This window comes from Psychromonas sp. SP041, assembly GCF_000470315.2.
In the GTDB taxonomy this organism is placed as follows: Bacteria; Pseudomonadota; Gammaproteobacteria; order Enterobacterales; family Psychromonadaceae; genus Psychromonas.
In genome coordinates, this window is sequence record NZ_CBRF02000001.1 from 271,258 (window position 1) to 288,524 (window position 17,267).

Genomic DNA, 17,267 nt, shown 5'->3' on the forward strand with positions numbered 1-17,267 from the left:
AATAATTTTCATTAGTTGGTATCAAACCTTTGATGCATTCTGATGCTATTTGTAGATTTATGCATATATTAAAGCTGATTTGACTTTATATGACTAATAAGGCATATTTTAATGTATATAATAGTAAGGAATAACATGTATTCACCCTTCATTCTACAAGCTGATCTTGAATTATCAGTGCCCATTAAAGATAAACAAAGAGCCGTTAATTTGGGCGCGAAACCTTTATATAATAATGGCGCTTTTTGTTATTGGTATGTCCCAATGGGAATAGATGTCGTTCCTTTCAAAGAGTTTTGGATCCTCCATTTTTCAAATTGGTACCGCGAGAATATTTCTGATGACGTTATAACAAGCCAGGGCGTAAAGCTGTCCAAAGTTCTCTCTCACATTAAACAAGCAGTCGATAATGCTTTTAATAGCTCAGTTTGGGTTGAGGCTGAAATAATTGATATTAAGCATGGGAGAAACACCTACATAGAAATAGCAGAATATGATGAAAACAATAGGGAGATAGCCAAGGGAAGGGCGATGATATTTTACTCCAACTCCGGCATCATAGCTGGATTTGAAAAAGCGACAGGGATTAAGCTTGGCCCGAATATGAAAGTGTTGTTTAGAACGACTGTCCAGTTTCATGAGCAATACGGCGTAGGATTAGTTATCAATGCTTTTGAGCCGAGATTTACTGTCGGTGACATGGAAGCTAAAACAGCAAAAATAATCAATTCGCTTACTCAAGAAGGCATCATTGATGCAAATAAGAATAAGCTATTTCCTTTTGATTACAATAATATTGCTGTTATTGCGCCGGAAAATGCCGCAGGGCTAGGAGATTTTAGAACTCAGGCCGACTTGTTGTCAAAACATGAACTTTGTTCTTTTGATTACTTCACGGCCAAATTTCAAGGTAAAGATTCCTTAAATGAAATGTGTGTTCGACTCGATGAAATAGCGAAAAAAATTTATATGGGCGCCCAATACGACGCGCTAGTTATCATTCGTGGTGGCGGAGATAAAGCAGGTCTCTATGCAATGAATGAAATTGAAATTGCCAGAAGAGTTTGTCGTTTTCCGATACCGGTTATCGTTGGTATTGGCCATGATAGAGATGAAACAGTCTTGGATAAGCTAGCTTGCATAAGAAGGCCAACGCCAAGCTTAGTTATTTCAGGTATAGCTGGTGACATCATCGCTACGACTACATCTGCAAAAAATATGATGAACGATTTAAATAGATTTAGTGCTCATGCTGTATCAAATCTAAGTGAAACATTATCAAAAGCAGCATTTGAGCTAAAGACTAGTGCAGGAGTGGTGATTTCTAAGGCTGACATGAATGCTAGTTTAGAAAGAGATAATCTGGTTAACGTGGCATTAAGAACGGTAACCCTGGCCGAGTCATCATCAAAAGAATTGGCATTATCGGTGTTCTATAGAGATCCAGTTAAAGTGCTATCTCAAGGTTATGCCATCATTAAAGATAATGACAATAAAGCACTGGGTAGCACGTTAAAGATAAACAAAAATGATGTGGTTGATATTCAAATGAAAGACGGAATATTGAGTGCAAATATAATCAATAAAAAAGCTTAGAAAACGAAGAAGGATTATTTTAATGCAAAAAGAACAACCACGATTTATCGACTTGGATTCACTGTCACCGGAACTTGCACAGCAGGTTTTAGCCCTGGTTCATGGAGAGCTAAGCTCGGCGCCATCTTATATGGAAAGTTACTTTTCATTGAAAAACAGTAGTGCTGAATTGCTGAGCATGTCAGAGCCAGACATTGATTTAGTTGTTCCTCTAGTCGAAGTCGGTCTAAAGGGATTTCAGGGGTGCAAAAAAAGAATTAAGCAAGTAAGCGGATATCTTAGTGAGCTTAATTTAGACGAGCCAGTCGTATAAAACACCTGAAATCCGACTTAAAAAATTAAATTAAATCAAATTAAACAGGAGAGAGTGCAAAGACCTAAAAGTCTTGTTGCGCCCAAACATAAATGAACATTGAATTAAAGAACAACGGATATTTTGAAAGCATTAAAATTGCCCATAAAATATTTATGAAAAGCCCTAAAGACTTTATTCTCGGAATTATCCTTATAGGCGTTATTCTAAGAGTGTCTATGTATTACATGACACAAGGGATAATGACCATGGATAGAGGTGTTTTTCTTTCGATAGACATGGTTCTTATTGGTTCCGTGTTCGGGCTATACTTTTCATACCCGCTAATGAAGCACATTACAAAAAGTGTATTGCTACACAATAAAGTAAACTGGCTGCAGGACATTAAGAACTTTATTAGATCACCGGCATCTAAAATCTCAAAGTCAGTCTCAGGCGGATTTATTTTCGCTTTATTAATACTTTTACTTATACCATCTTTCTTTGTATTTTTAGATCTTATCTCTGTGGATTATCAAAGCTATTTTATGAGAGTAAAAGAGTTGATAATCTTAGCAAACAGAGAGAGAGCTTCAGATGGGATATTTAAATACCTAATGTATGCTATTTCAATGGTTCCAATTAATTGGATAATTAATTCGTTATTTGTGAGCACTTTTTTTAGCACAAGAAAAGGGCAGATGCTTTACATTAGAGCAGCATCATCGATAGTTCTTATTATTATTTCATTCATATCGATATTGGATTATTTTGTGATGATTTTACCCCCAGAGCTAACGTCATGTGGCTACTTAGTTGGTTCTGCAGTGTTAATCTACTTCTCTTCAATGCTTTGTGTGTGTGACCATGTCATAAGGGAGAATGAAAGAAATTCACATGAGCAGATCACAAAAGATTTACTAAGTTAATTTACTCTACATCCGACACTCTGGTGTCGGATTATTTATTAAGCTTATCTGAAATCATACTTAGGAGATCGCTCTTTTCTTGAATTAGTAATTTATTTTGATTCGTAAGATTTAATTCTCTTTCTCTTATTGTTGCAATAATTTCATTAGTATTTTTTGATTCTTGGTCACGCTTAGTTTTTTCTTCTGACAGTTGGGCTGTTAGCTCTGAATTAATTTTAATCGCTTTAGATAAGGCCTTGGTTTCTGCAGCTAAGTTTTTAGTTAGCGTGTTCTGTGCCTCTTGCTCTTTTTCAAGGAGTTCATAGAGCTCAATAATGTCTCTATTTTGATCTTCAGATAATGCTTTATTGGCTTTAAGCTCATTGCCTGTGTCGTCTATTATTTGAGAAAGCTTATTACGTTCCTCTGCATGCTTAGTTTCTAACGCGCTCTTTTCTTTTGCATACTGAGTTTTGTTTTCAGTTATCGTTAGTTTTAATTGTCCATCGACATTAATTAGGTGCTTTATTTGATTTTCGTTATTCTGAATGATTTGTGAAAGGGACTCGATTTTCAAATCTCTTAGATTTAACGTGTTATTTGTTTTATCCATCTCTTTAGATTGTTCTGTGATTTGAATTCTGAGCTTTGCGCTATCCTTCATCTCATCATCAAGCTTCCTGGACAGCCTCTCAGCTCGTTCTTCAGACTTTATGAATCTGCCCTCGATACTTTCTAACTGGGCCTTAAACTCAGTCTCGCTTGCAACAAGCTTTGATGTTGACTCTTCAAGAATAGTAGATGCCAGAAGTTCAACTTGTGCCATTATTTTTGATGAAACAACTGACTTGATAGTTGTCTGTTCCTCTAAAAGTATCTCTTTCTTATATTTTTGTATTGTTGAAAAAGAGCCTCTATTAAGTATTTTTCTAATTAGCTCATTCGTGGGCTTTTCACCATTTCCATTGATCTCAATTATTGCTAATCGAACATCTTCTTTATTGATTGGATTTGAAATGGTGTCATTCATTATTATGCCCTTAGAATACGTATTTAAATTGGTATAAAACAGAAAATATACCTTTAATTACAGTTGGTGTCTATATATAAAATGATATAAGAGCTATGGCTTTTTGGATGCATCTGTCTGGCTATGAGGCACTACGTATGGTGATGCATAATCCTTAACATTCTAATTCTATGTAAGCAGCAGAAATAAAGGAGCACGGTGTACTTACGTATTACAGTTATACGTAATTTATTGTAGTACGTATTGTGATGTATTATGTAAAAACGTATTGATTTAAATATTGATAAATTCAATTAAGCAAAGTGAGCATCTGTTCTATTTTAAGGCTTAACAATTAGAAGTGTCGGTAACCGACGATTAATTATTTTTATAATTTGAATGTTATGGATTTAAAATTAGGCCTGGTCAAACTATGTGTCGGAAACCGACACTTTAAGTAATATTTGATAGTTGGATTAGTGATTGTTTGTAAATTTAATAATTTAATCTTTAAATAATTATAAGGATTAAATATTTTATTTTAATTATTTTCATTGTGATGGATTGTTGTGGCAAATCCTGTTGAACAGGGGCTTAAAACACACCTTTTTTTTAGGTAAAACTTGCTGTTTTTAGGGATATTAATGAGTAAAGCCTAAAATAATGGTTATTTTAGGCTTTATTAAAGAATTATTAGTGAAATCTTATATCTTTAACTTAAATATCACTATGATTTACACTTTTGAATAAGGTCTAAATCTGGATTGATTGCTTCACTGATAACTCCGCCCATACCCAAAACGGTGTGAAATAAATTATCATGTGAAACAGTACTGTTTTTAGCAATATCTCTTAGACAATTCTCATTAATTCCTCTTTCACTTATAAAGTCATCTGACATCCAAAGATAAAAAGGAACATGACGTTGCTCATCTGGAGAAAATGAATAAGGATAGCCATGCAGATAAATGCCATTTTCACCAAGTGACTCACCGTGGTCACTTAAGTAAATCAAGGCAACATTATATTCTGAACTATAGTCTTTAAGGATAGAAATTGCCTCATGAATAATTGAGTCAGTATATACAATTGTATTGTCATAGGTATTTGTAATTTGAGTGTCTGAACAATTTTCAATATCAGCTCGATCACAAGTAGGGGAGAATACTCCTATTTCTTTAGGGTATCGTTTCCAATAAGTAGGCCCATGACTACCCATTAAATGAATCGCAACAAATTTGTCACCATTAGGATTCTTTTGTTTGAACAGATCATTATTGTCATCAATTGAATCTATTCTGTCTTTTAAATCTTTGAGCATGACTCCATCGTGACAAGAATTTCCGTCACAAAATTCATTTACTTCACTTCTATCAATAGTAATAGATGGTGTGCGTTTATCAACACCTTTACTGCCGCCATCATTTTCAATCCATAAAGTACTGACACCCGCATGTTGTAATACATTAATAAAATTGTCAGAATTTTTAGCAATTCGTTTTTTATAGTTATTTCTATTTAACGACGAAAACATGCAAGGTACAGAATGAGCAGTTGCAGTGCCGCATGATTCAGTATCTTGGAAAGAAATAAGATCATCTTCTAGCGTATAAGGATTAGTATTTCTTTCGTAACCATTATATGAAATATTCGCACTTCGAGCTGTTTCACCTAATACAAAAATGGTTAGAGTAGGCTTCCCATTTTTAGCTGGCAAAATTTTAGCATCTGTTCCGACTTGTTTATATTCAATCGGGTTAACAAAGTAATTCTTCTTAATGTACTTGTAACTTGAGTAGGCGTGTGATGGAACAATAAGCATATTCATATATTTATTGTTTCGGCCAATAGAAGAGTAATCTTTATAGAAAAATGCACAAACAGTAAGAATAACAACAATGGATAAAAGTACTGAACAAACTCTGCTTAAAATTTCTTTAAAGATAGAATCTTTAACTTCAAGCTTGGCAAACAATACCCAAACAGATGGAAGCAAGCCTGTGAAAATAAAATATATTAATGCTTTAGAACTGTAGTATGAACCAGCTTCAGATGAATCTGTTTGCAGGATATTTTCAATCATATCCAGATCAAAAATAGTTCCGTAATTTAAAGTAGCAAAACTAGCAAGAGAAGAAGTAACCAATAATGTAATGATGATCGGTTTTACTATATAGGGAAACGCAAAAACACTATAAATAATATTAAATGCTGCTACTAAGGTAATAGGAATTGTTATTAGAAATAATATTCCAACTGAAGGGTTTCCCTCAGTAACTTTAAGGAACTCAAGAAAAATTGGTAGGTTTAACATTACTCCAAAATAAAGTGAAACCATAAATGTAAACTGAGTATATGAAACACTAAAGTAATTGCTGTTAAATACTTTGTGAAACGAACCACTAATGCCGGATTTTATTTGTGTGTTTTTATGTAACATGTAAGTGCCTTGGATTAATATAAAACAAAAACTGACACAGTAAGTGTCAGTTTATCTATTCTCAGAGGCCAAAATTCTGAGTTATAATTATAGTAAATTTAGTATAAATGGTCAATTATTAATTGATATTAATTGACATAAGGCTCTAATTTACTTAAAAAATCTAATATAATTTTGGACAAATGGGAGTGTAGGTCATCCATTTTTTCTCTTAAAATAGTTTCTTCAATCACCTTAAATCGATGTGTTCTGCCTGTATAAAAGCATATTAAAATATTGCCATTATGATTCCAGTTTTTTACTTTAATAAAAATATTTTTTTCCATAGCCAGCTTTAAAGTAATATCCATCTGGCCTTCAATGAGAGATTGAATGAAATCATCTTCTTTATTTTTAGCAGCGATGTTTAAGACACCAACACCATTGCCGTACTTAGAAAGTGCAGATATGGCTATATGGGAAGAAAGTTCTTTCCCGTATATGGATTTATCGGAAAGTCGCATAATCGCTCTCGTTTGCTCAAAGCCCATTTCTTCTGATGTAACTGTTCCTTTAGTTGGGATCATGCACATTAACGCGATGTATATTGACTCACTTGAAATAGTGGGGCTAAGAATATTGTTAAAGCGCTTAAGTAATTTCTTAAAGAAGTATCGGACTTCTTTGATCTGATAAAGCTCTTCAGTTACGTTGTCGTATCCAGAAACAACAATCTGCAGCTTATTATTTGGTGTTCCTTTATGGTTCTGCAAAAGAAGATACACTCGCTTAACTCTTCTGTTCAAGATGTCATCACGGCTTATTTCAACGCTTGCTATATCTTCTGTGTTGCTCAAAGAACTCCCTCCTTCGGAGATACAGACCAGATGCCTTCTTCCTGTGTAATGTGCGAGTTAATCAATATTTCATGCACTCCTGGTGTTACTAATGACGAAAAGTCTTTATTTGTAGCAATAAGCTCGCGAACAAGAGTACTTCTAATCGCTTTAAACTCTAATCCAAAAACAACTTCCCATTTATCAAGAATCTTTTCTGAATTATAAAACTTGCTCCAGCCTTCCTTATTGTCCGGTCCTGCAATAAAACTGAATTTGTGACTTTCTCCAAGTTCACTTTGTAGAAAAGAAAGGACATCAAAAGTATAAATTGGACCAGTTTTATTGCTTGAGATCTTACTTTCAATATCTTTGCAAACAACAAATTCATAACCTTTACTCTGATTTATATCTTGAGCAAATGCTTGAAGCAAAGACAGTCGAAAAGAGTATGGGTACATATTCTTGCCGAAGGCATGGGAAAATGAAGGAATTAACCAAACTTCATCAAATTGGTTAAACTGCTCTATTAAAGAAAGATGCCCAAGAGTGGGTGGGGAGAATGCAGAGCCTAAAACTCCAACTTTAATTGTCATAATTTACCCTTATTTGAAAATAAGGGCTAATAGTATGCAAATTATGAATATTGTCAATATGAAGATTGGTGTTAACTAGAGAACTTTATCCCATAGCTATATATAATGCTCCCGCCTTTTATTGTGTTAATTATTTCTTTAGATAGGTTTGAGGGTAATGCTGGGCATCCTTCGCTTCGACCCAGCATGCCTGTTGCTTCAATTGCTTGATGCTTTGAGTATGGGGCACCGTGAACAACAATGTATCTCTTTCGCGCATTATCATTGATGCCTTTATCTAAGCCATCTATTTTTAATGAGTATCCATTGGCTCCATAGTATGTTTCAGCAGTAATGAATGAGCCAAGTGATGTTTGTAGGGAGTTTATATTGTTAGAAAATTCAGTGGCATATAATTTTCCACTTCCAATGCCATGGGAGACATAAGTGTTATAGAGTAGCTTTGGATTTTTGACATCAATAACATAAAATCTTTTCGAACTTGAAGGTTTTGAATAATCTATGATTGTTAACACTTCTTTTTCTTTATCAAGATACGAGTACTCTTCGAATGCTCTCATGAACACTTCTTTATTTACAATGTTATTTAGATTTGCTTTTGCATAGGTATAATAAGCCCAAGCTTTATAACCGGTGTATTGATATTGGCTGTTATTTGATTCTGCATGTGATGTTACTGGCATCATTGTCGATGCAATCAATGAGATCAATAGCATATTATATTTAATTGTCATTTTTAGCCGATGTTGTTGGTTGTTATTTTAATTTCAGAGCTATTTTCTAGAACTTAATATATATCAATAAAAAAAATCAGTCAAATTGCCATAGGTTACTTGCAATGTGATAGTAACCTATTTATACTTAATTCAATTAAACGAATAAGTCGAGAAAACATATGTCAGAATTACTATTTAGAAAGAAAAAGAATTTATTAACCCCTAATGCCTCTGTTTTCGCAGAAGATGGCATGCCTATTATCAATAGCCTTATGGATACTGACATGTATAAGATATACATGTTGCAACCAATATCTAGTCGATACATGGCAGCAGAAGCTAAAATGAAATTTCTTTGTCGTGATAGTGAAGACCTTATTCCATATATTCCTGAAATCATTAAGCAAGTTAAAATGGTAGGTGATCTTCGATTTACCTCTGATCAGCTTTCTTTTTTAGAAAACAAGATACCTGCACTTAAGCGCTCTTTTGTGAAAGGGTATTTAAGAATGTTTAAGCTTTTTCCTGAAGATGTTTCAATAAGAGAAGAGAAAGGGCAAGTGGCTATCACAACATCTGGTAACTGGGCTCAAATAACAATGTGGGAAATAATTATTCTTGCAATCGTTAGTGAAATTAGAAACAAAGCTCTTCATCCGAACATTGATTTAGACGACATTCGTCATAAGTTATCTCAAAAAGTTAGTTCGTTTTACCAGCTTGCATCAGAGCAAAAAATTGATCTATCGGATCTTAATATTGCTGACTTTGGTACTCGACGTAGACTGTCATTTAAAACACAATTTGCTGTGGTTGACTACTTGAAACATGCAATGCCAGACCATTTTGTTGGAACAAGCAATGTGCATATTGCTCGAGAGCTAGACTTAAAAGCAATTGGCACTCAAGCACACGAATGGTGGCAGGCTCATCAAGCACTGTCTGGTCATAGACTTATTGACTCTCAAAAAGCAGCACTTCAAGCATGGGCTGATGAATACAGAGGTGAGTTAGGCGATGCACTTACTGATTGTATTTCAATGGATGCATTTTTAAATGATTTTGATAAGTATTTTTCATTATTATTTAGTGGCATGAGACATGATTCTGGATGTCCTTTTGAGTGGGGTGAAAAAGCCATTGCTCACTATGAAAAATTAGGCATTGATCCAAAAACCAAGACGCTTATTTTCTCAGATGGACTAAAGCTTGGCCAAGAAGTATTAGACCTATATTCTCGATTTAAAGACCGTATTAACGTTAGCTTTGGTATCGGAACTAATTTAACTTGTGATGTAGAAGGTGTTAAACCTATGAACATTGTAATGAAGATGGTCGAGCTTAATGATAACCCAGTTGCAAAACTTTCGGATTCACCGGGCAAATCGATGTGTGATGATCAATCTTACGTTGAATACCTAAAAAAAGTTTTCAAATACGACGTTAAAGGTTAAAAGCCATAATTTTGTAGCTATGCATTCATTTTGTATAGCTACAATCACAAGTCCTCTAGGGGTATTAAGCATGTCATTAAAAAGAAATAAAATTAGAGTAGCCGCAATAAGCGCAAACCTAACCCCAAGAGATTGGGATGGTAATGTAGATAAAATTAATAAAGGCATAGCGGATGCCGTTTCTAAAGGCGCAAGCATTATAGTTACACCTGAGTTATCAATTACTGGCTACGGTAATGAAGATATGTTCTTTTTTTCCGACACTGAAGATATGGTGTTTAAATCGTTAGAAAACCTAAAAATACCAAAGTCTGTAAGTGTTGTTGTTGGATTCCCATTGGTTGTTGCCAACCGCATGTATAATGCTTCTGCATTCATTGCTAACAAATATGGAAATCTTGAAATTCAAGGTATCTACTTAAAGCAGAATCTAGCAAAAAATGGTGTGCATTATGAACCAAGATGGTTCAACAAGTGGACTAAAGGCGAATCCATAGTAATGGAAATAATGGGCAGTAAAGTTCCTGTGGGTGATGTTACATTCGACTTTGATGGAGTAATCATTGGTAATGAAGTGTGTGAAGACTCTTGGGTTGCCTCAAGACCTGGTGTAGACCTTTTCTCGAAAGGTGTTGATCTTATTATTAACCCTAGTGCGAGTCATTTTGCTGTAGGGAAATATAAAATAAGAGAGCAATTAATATGCGAAGGATCTCGAGCATTTGGTGCCGCGTACATTTATGCAAACATCAACGGTTGTGAGTCAGGTCGAACGGTTTATGATGGTGGAAACATCATTGCAAGCAATGGAAAAATTGTCGCTCGTGGTCGCCGATTGTTTTTCGATGACATTGATGTAAGTGTTGCTGACATTGATTTATGGGAAAATAGATTAGTGCACCAAGCTAGCAGTCAAAGCATTCTAACCCATGCGACTTCTAATCATATTAAAATAGGATTTGATCTCACTGAGCAAGTGCTGCCTCCCATCGAGTATCGTCAACAAAGTCGTTGGGAATTGTCTGAAAATTTAGAGCATGAAGAAACGGTGCGAGCAGTTGCACTAGGAATGTATGATTGGCTGAAAAAAACGGGCGTTAAAGGTTACATGCTGTCGTTAAGCGGAGGCGCAGATTCAGCATTATGTGCTGCTGAAATTTTAATAATCATTGAAAATGTATTTAATGACTTTAATGTTAACTGCTTTACTGATCTACCATGCTGGATGAAGAGCATTTATCCTGAATTAGAAGCGCTGAAATTACCGTCTCCAGAATTGAAGAAAGCAGTTGCACAAAAAATGCTTTGGTGTGTTTATCAAGGCACAGAGAACAGTAGCGACACTACATTTGACGCGGCTGAAAACTTGGCTAATTCAATAGGGGCTCATTTCGGAGCATGGAATATCAATCAGGAAATTTTAGGATATACTCAAAAGGTTGAAAGCTACATTGGTAGAAAGCTAACTTGGGAAACTGACGATATAACTCTTCAGAACATCCAAGCTAGAGTAAGAGTGCCGGGCTTATGGATGGTTGCTAACGCCACAAGCCGCTTACTGATGACTACAAGTAATATGAGTGAGTCCGCTGTTGGTTACCAAACGATGGATGGCGATAGTGCTGGATGTTTAGCACCAATTATAGGCATTAGAAAAAGCAAAGTACTGGAAATTCTTGAATGGTTATATGTTCAAGGTACTGCTATTGGCGATAATACGATAACTATCCCTGGACTTGATCTTGTTATTAATCAAAAGCCAACAGCAGAGCTTAGGCCGACAGAGCAAAATGATGAAGATGACCTAATGCCATTTTATATTCTTGATTTAATTATCAGCGAAACAATTGTTTCTCGTCGTGGGCCAAGTGATTTATTCTTGTCTCTAAGAGAGAAAACGAATGAATATACAGACTTAGAGTTGGTTAACTTTATCGTGAGATATTTTGAGTTGTTTTCTCGCAATCAGTGGAAACGAGACCGTTCAGCACCAGGTTTTCACATTGAGCAAGATTCTCTTGATCCAAAAACTTATGCTCGATTCCCATTGCTAAATAGTGGAATGAAAAAAGAACTAAATGATTTAAAAAGAAGCGTAGGGATAATTTAATTTAGTTTAATTTAATTTTTAGGCTTCGTAACTTTTTTCGAAGCCTACTCTCTAACTCTTCTCACTATTCGTATTATTTTCATTTGTGTACAATTCCTTTCCTCCTGCTCTAATTCATGATGTTGCACTTTAATCAAAATTTCAATATATTAAGAGAAAAATAGGATTTTAAGTGAACAATTTAAATGCATTCAGTGTTGATGACTCTGTTATTAAAAGTTTTATATTTTCTCAAAATGGCACCTTAGCAACTGGACTAAGAGAATTAGTCATTAATGGCATTGACAAAGGTTCTGAAACCATTGAAGTCAACATTAGCCAAGATGGATTTGAAGTTATTGATCACGGCGAAGGGTTCGACAGTGTCGAAAACATCAAAAAGCACTTTGGTAGATTCGGAACGCCTCATGTTGAAGGAGATGCAAAATTCGGCCTATTTAGAATAGGTCGCGGTCAAATAATGAAGTTCGGTGAAATAACGTGGCTTTCAAATGAATTTAGGATCCATACCGACGTTAATAATCTCAACATGGGATACCAGCTTGAATCGGGCATCAAGAAAAAAACTTCTGGCTGTATAGTCAAGGGTAAATTATACAACCCTCTATCTAAACATGAACTCATTTCTACCATCAATCAATTAGAAGACTTAGTCTTTTACCTTTCTAATGATGTTGTTATAAATAAAAAGCTATCTTCAGGACAAATGAACGACACTGATTGGGATTATGAAGACGAAAAAGTAAAAATTAAATGGAGTAATTCAGGCTACGGCATAAGAATTTATAGTCAAGGTGCCTATGTTAAAACAATCAGAGCTTACGAATATGGTTCTTTAAATGCAGACGTTGTTTCTAAAGAAAACCTAGTATTAAATATGGCTAGGAATGAAATCAGTGATGACGATGAATTATGGATCCATATTTCTTCAGTTGTTAGAAAAAAAGCATACGAAGAAGCCAGAAAAAAAATACGCTCAAGAAGATTAGATGATTACACGAGAGGTGTAATTATTAGAGGCTTAATGTCTAAAAGCGATGAAGTATTTGACGTATTTAAATACGGATTAATTAAAGACTACAAAGGTCGAGCGATTTCGATTAACTCTTTTTCATCAAGTAAGTTGCCTTTGACAATAGTGGAAAAGAGCTATGAGAGCTATGCAGAGGCAATATCAATGCAAAAGGTAGCATTTGTATTAAGTTACTCTGAGCTTGAGAAGTGGGGCGTTTCAACCGTACCTGATTTTGTTAGAAAAATATCTACCATTTGTACAATATGGGGGTTACGTAGAAGTAGTGATGATATTTCTAATAAGGTTATTCTTCCTATTGAACTACTCTCTAAGGGTTTGGATGATAGTATCAGTACGATAGGCATTAAAGACCTGACAAGTAGGCAATCGGCAGCTAGAGAGTCTTTGATAGCAGGCTCAAAAGTGGCTGCTAGAGAGTTCAGCAAGTTGCTAGGTGAGTTTGTAGTAGAAAGAAAAATACTGATAGGAAGAAGCATAAGAAGCATTTCATGGACCGATGGATTAGGCTATATTGCTTTTAATGAAGATATACTGACCTATCTTGATTCTGGGATAGAGGGCGCAACAGAGATGGCCCTTATTCTTTGCAATGAATATACTCACACCAGTAGTAATCTTGAAACATACCCATATGAATTAGTTTTCTATGAAGACTTTCATAATAGGGTTTTGTCTTCAAAAAAAATGATCCTTGGCAAGATATCTGATGCTGTTAATAAAGCGTACTTTAAAGGCTTGATAAAGAGGAGTCAGGCTGTACCAAATAAAGCAATCAGCCAAATACCTGTTAATGCTCTTATGATGATTTATGACTATCAGGGAGAGCTTATGGGTAATGCTAAGCTGTCTGACTTATTTGCAATTATTTGTAAGTATTATTCTATCTCTTTTAAGTCTACCAAGAAAAAAATAAGCCTTTCCATTAATTCTGACGTAGTTATGAGAAAGTGCACTCATAACACCAATATCATGAATCATTTATTAGGCCTAGCATCTAAAGAGGGGCTAAGTACTAGCAAAGATATTCTCATAACGGATAGCTACACAGACGTACATAATAAAAATGTAGAGTTGCTTTTAAGATGGGGCAAAACCAAAGGCCATGATCTAAATATTTTAACTCAAATATCAACAAATAGTTTTATGATGACACCAACATTATTGTGCTATTTATTTTGTCTAGATGTTAATTCAAATGTGAATAGTTTGACTCGATATTCTTTTGTTAATGAACGCACAGTTGTAACCAAGAGTGGGTCATTTAAGAATTATGGTGTTATTTATACCAATGAAAGAAACATAGAGCCTGGTTTATCAGACAACATAGATAAGATTGAGGACGAAGTCTTAAATCAAATAAATAAAATAATGAATGGAGTTAAGGATCCTGAAATAAAAAAACGTGTAACAGAGAAACTTTTATCAAAAGAAGCGGAAATCAGATTAACTAGATTTTACTAATTCAAATGTAAGTTTAATTCTGCTATCTGCAAGTGAGTTGATAGCGCAATTAAACTTACTCACTCCCCAAAAAACTGAAGCCTGCACACTTACTATATTGACACAAACCATATAAAATGTATATTAAGTACAATTAAATCAGTATAAACAATGAAATAGGTAATATTAATGGCTCAGTTCATATCAAGAAAAGTTCCTAGCAAGGAACTTATAAACTTAACCAAAAAAAATTTAGTGCTACGTGTTGAACAAGAGGCCGACATTGAAAATGGACAAGCTTCATCTTTAGTTGAAGCATTGCTTTCTGCAATCACTGACTTTGTGGTAGAAAAGAAAACGGTTATGCTCACAAAGATTGGCGGTTTGACCGTAAGCTATAAAGTCGGCAGACCAGGAAGAAACCTAAAAACTCTTGAAAGCACCGAAATCACTCCTCGATATTCTGTAACACTAAGAACAGGGAGCGGTAAAAGCAATACAAACGAACGAGTGGGCCAGCCAAACATTATCAAGCATACAATTGATAAACTGCCAAATGTGCATCCCAAACTTGTCAAAGTTGCTCTAGACCAATTGCTAGCTATGTTAGAGATGGTAAAAGAAGGAACTTATCGCGTGGAAATACGTAATTTTGGTGTGTTTTATCCGTCAATTTTACCAGAGGGAAGAAAGGCACGGAATCCTAAGACAGGTCAATCGGTTATTGCGAAAAGAAAGGTCGTTATTCGATATAAATGCCCAGAATCAATTAAAAAGTCGCTTAACCCTTAGTATCCAGTTTTTATAAGCCGCCGGATATAGATATCCGGCGCCCAACTCACATAGAATAATGACTATCAGAGCCACTGTCACGGAATTCAAAACCCAATTTAGAAAGGTGTTCAGAGCCAGAATCAACAAACATAGAAAAATAAGATCCCATCGATTTTTTTTGTTCATTGATCATTGTTTTGTTCTCTGCCTTTTCATCTTCATTGCTTGATATTTGAAGATTAAAAACTGATTTAGCTATTTCGTATGCTTCACTATCACTATACACTTTAGAATTAAGATAAGTTGACTTGGTAGGTATACGATTGCCTGTTGTCTTATCTAACTTTGTATTAACTACCTTTATTGATGCTATCAGGCCGTACTTTATATTACTATTATTGTCAGTAACAAAGACATATTGTCTTTCAGCATCATCTTCATTGGTAACAACATTGCCATTGCTGCCAACAAAATCACCGCTTGCATTTTTCTTGGGCTCATATTCGTAGTTACCATTAATGTCAGTTCTTCGAAGTGGCGCAGATACTTCTAGCCATTTTCCTGACGATTCATTGCCACAGACGAACATCCGGCCTCTGTGGCCTAGTAGAGCCTTTCCGTCTGCCACCTCATTTATCCAAACAGGAAATGATTTAGCATTATCCATTTCTTGAACATTAAAATACAGTCGCCTGTTTGCATCCTTCGATGGACTAATTTTCATTATCGTCATTAGAATAGACCTTAAGTTTTTAAGCTCATTATCTAGAATAGAAACACGAAAAACAACTATATTGGTTTTTGTTTTTTGTTTTATGTTTAACGATGCGAGTTGCCAGACTATACCTAAATATGTATAATCGCCCAAATTTTATTTTTAAGCAAAATGTATATAACCTGATAACTAAGGAAGTGGTGTAGCTAGTGGGCATAATCAATTTAAATTTTAACAATAAATATAACTCAAATAATTTACTTAATAAGCTTGGGCTTGAAGTCAATGCAAGTGGGCATGTATGCTCTGAAAAAGTTAGCTCTGTTTTGGCCTCTTTTCAAGAGCTGTTAGATGAGCACCGCGCTCTTTTGCTCTCCGTTTCTAAAATCGGCGAACACAACAACGACAACAGTTTAAAATTTGCTAAATTATGTGGTGAAATTGATTTTACACTTGAAGAGCAAACTATCGAATCCATTTCACTTCTAGATCAGCAATCAAAACCCAAATCTAAAGTTATTAAATTAGATATATTAAGTAAAAAAATAAGCTAAACAACTTGACCGTATAATACTAATAGTTATATAATATAGACCTAAACAGCAATAGTGCTTTTAGAGTATAATGAATCGTGCATAATAATTTGAAATTTAGAAAACTCAAAGAATCAGGCACCTTATTTAAGATTAAGGGGAAGTAAATATGAACATTAATAAACAAACAGTTGCAGGTAACTTAAGTGCGGATGCAGTAGTTCGACAAGCAGGTGAACGAGATGTAATTTCTTTTCGTGTAATAACTAATTACGAGTACTTGGGCTTAAATGGCGAAAAAATTAGTAAGCCTACAGGTCATAACGTATCTCGATTTGCACCTCGTGGAAAATTAAATGGTTTGGCTAATCTTCTTAAAAAAGGTGCAGGAGTGTATGTAACTGGCCGCACAGTGATTGAGAAAAAAGAAGAACACTTAAATATTTTCGTTGATGCAACACAAGGTGTCTCTAATCAAGGTACTATTGAGATCTTCCGTTATGTAACAGAACGTCCTGCTCAGCAACAGCAGTATCAACAGCAAGCTCCTGCTCAACATCAGCAACAAGCGCCTGCTCAGTACCAACAACAAGCGCCTGCTCAGTACCAACAACAAGCACCTGCTCAGTACCAACAACAAGCACCTGCTCAGTACCAGCAACAAGCGCCAGCTCAGCAACAACAACAAGCGCCAGCTCAGTACCAACAACAAGCGCCTGCTCAGCAACAACAACAAGCGCCTGCTCAGCAACAACAACAAGCGCCTGCTCAGCAACAACAACAAGCGCCTGCTCAGCAACAACAACAAGCGCCTGCTCAGCAACAACAAC

At 35.2% G+C, this 17,267-nt stretch carries 15 protein-coding genes; 9 read left to right on the forward strand and 6 right to left on the reverse strand.

Annotated elements, in window-relative coordinates; genetic code table 11:
• Window positions 1-135: 135 nt before the first annotated feature.
• The 3 genes from xseA (at window position 136) to SP041_RS01345 (ending at window position 2,817) form a co-directional block, all read left to right on the forward strand.
• Complete coding sequence (xseA, locus tag SP041_RS01335) at window positions 136-1,596, forward strand: exodeoxyribonuclease VII large subunit (RefSeq protein WP_170968513.1); 1,461 nt, start codon at window positions 136-138, stop codon at window positions 1,594-1,596.
• Window positions 1,597-1,618: 22 nt separating this feature from the next.
• Window positions 1,619-1,909 carry a hypothetical protein gene (locus SP041_RS01340; RefSeq protein ID WP_137297253.1) on the forward strand — a complete coding sequence of 97 codons (291 nt, stop codon included), beginning with the start codon at window positions 1,619-1,621 and terminating at the stop codon, window positions 1,907-1,909.
• Window positions 1,910-2,001: 92 nt separating this feature from the next.
• A complete protein-coding gene (locus tag SP041_RS01345; RefSeq protein WP_137297254.1) occupies window positions 2,002-2,817 on the forward strand; it encodes a hypothetical protein in 816 nt (271 codons plus the stop codon).
• 31 nt (window positions 2,818-2,848) lie between these two features.
• Here the strand turns inward: SP041_RS01345 and SP041_RS01350 are convergent, their stop codons facing one another.
• The 5 genes from SP041_RS01350 to SP041_RS01370 all read right to left on the reverse strand — a co-directional run bounded on the left by SP041_RS01350 (window position 2,849) and on the right by SP041_RS01370 (window position 8,345).
• A complete protein-coding gene (locus tag SP041_RS01350) occupies window positions 2,849-3,829 on the reverse strand; it encodes a DNA-binding protein (RefSeq protein ID WP_137297255.1) in 981 nt (326 codons plus the stop codon).
• A 706-nt stretch (window positions 3,830-4,535) separates the two neighbouring features.
• On the reverse strand, window positions 4,536-6,248 hold the full coding sequence (locus SP041_RS01355; RefSeq protein ID WP_137297256.1) for a phosphoethanolamine--lipid A transferase: 1,713 nt from the start codon (window positions 6,246-6,248) through the stop codon (window positions 4,536-4,538).
• A gap of 128 nt (window positions 6,249-6,376) precedes the next feature.
• Complete coding sequence (locus SP041_RS01360) at window positions 6,377-7,084, reverse strand: hypothetical protein (protein WP_137297257.1); 708 nt, start codon at window positions 7,082-7,084, stop codon at window positions 6,377-6,379.
• Entirely contained in the window at window positions 7,081-7,659 is a 579-nt protein-coding gene (locus SP041_RS01365; RefSeq protein WP_137297258.1) for a nicotinate-nicotinamide nucleotide adenylyltransferase, read from the reverse strand. The genes SP041_RS01360 and SP041_RS01365 overlap by 4 nt, the downstream gene beginning before the upstream one ends.
• 71 nt (window positions 7,660-7,730) lie before the next feature.
• On the reverse strand, window positions 7,731-8,345 hold the full coding sequence (locus tag SP041_RS01370) for a murein L,D-transpeptidase catalytic domain family protein (protein WP_137297259.1): 615 nt from the start codon (window positions 8,343-8,345) through the stop codon (window positions 7,731-7,733).
• Window positions 8,346-8,554: 209 nt separating this feature from the next.
• On the opposite strand from SP041_RS01370, the gene pncB reads away from it, so the two are divergent.
• The 4 genes from pncB (at window position 8,555) to SP041_RS01390 (ending at window position 15,207) form a co-directional block, all read left to right on the forward strand.
• Window positions 8,555-9,829: a nicotinate phosphoribosyltransferase gene (gene pncB, locus SP041_RS01375; RefSeq protein ID WP_137297260.1), complete on the forward strand. Its 1,275-nt coding sequence runs from the start codon at window positions 8,555-8,557 to the stop codon at window positions 9,827-9,829.
• Window positions 9,830-9,899: 70 nt separating this feature from the next.
• Window positions 9,900-11,939, forward strand: a complete 2,040-nt coding sequence (nadE, locus tag SP041_RS01380; protein WP_170968514.1) for an NAD(+) synthase — start codon at window positions 9,900-9,902, stop codon at window positions 11,937-11,939.
• A gap of 172 nt (window positions 11,940-12,111) precedes the next feature.
• Window positions 12,112-14,436, forward strand: coding sequence for an ATP-binding protein (locus SP041_RS01385; RefSeq protein WP_137297262.1), 2,325 nt, complete (start codon window positions 12,112-12,114; stop codon window positions 14,434-14,436).
• A gap of 168 nt (window positions 14,437-14,604) precedes the next feature.
• Window positions 14,605-15,207, forward strand: coding sequence for an HU family DNA-binding protein (locus tag SP041_RS01390; protein WP_137297263.1), 603 nt, complete (start codon window positions 14,605-14,607; stop codon window positions 15,205-15,207).
• Window positions 15,208-15,253: 46 nt separating this feature from the next.
• Here SP041_RS01390 and SP041_RS01395 read toward each other — a convergent pair whose 3' ends face one another.
• The gene (locus SP041_RS01395; RefSeq protein ID WP_137297264.1) at window positions 15,254-15,817 is read right to left on the reverse strand and encodes a hypothetical protein; all 564 of its coding nucleotides are present in this window, start codon (window positions 15,815-15,817) and stop codon (window positions 15,254-15,256) included.
• Window positions 15,818-16,113: 296 nt separating this feature from the next.
• Between SP041_RS01395 and SP041_RS01400 the strand changes: the two genes are divergently transcribed.
• Entirely contained in the window at window positions 16,114-16,458 is a 345-nt protein-coding gene (locus SP041_RS01400) for a hypothetical protein (RefSeq protein WP_137297265.1), read from the forward strand.
• 148 nt (window positions 16,459-16,606) lie between these two features.
• Window positions 16,607-17,267, forward strand: a 661-nt coding sequence (locus tag SP041_RS01405) for a single-stranded DNA-binding protein (protein ID WP_137297266.1), incomplete at its 3' end; no start/stop codon positions are given.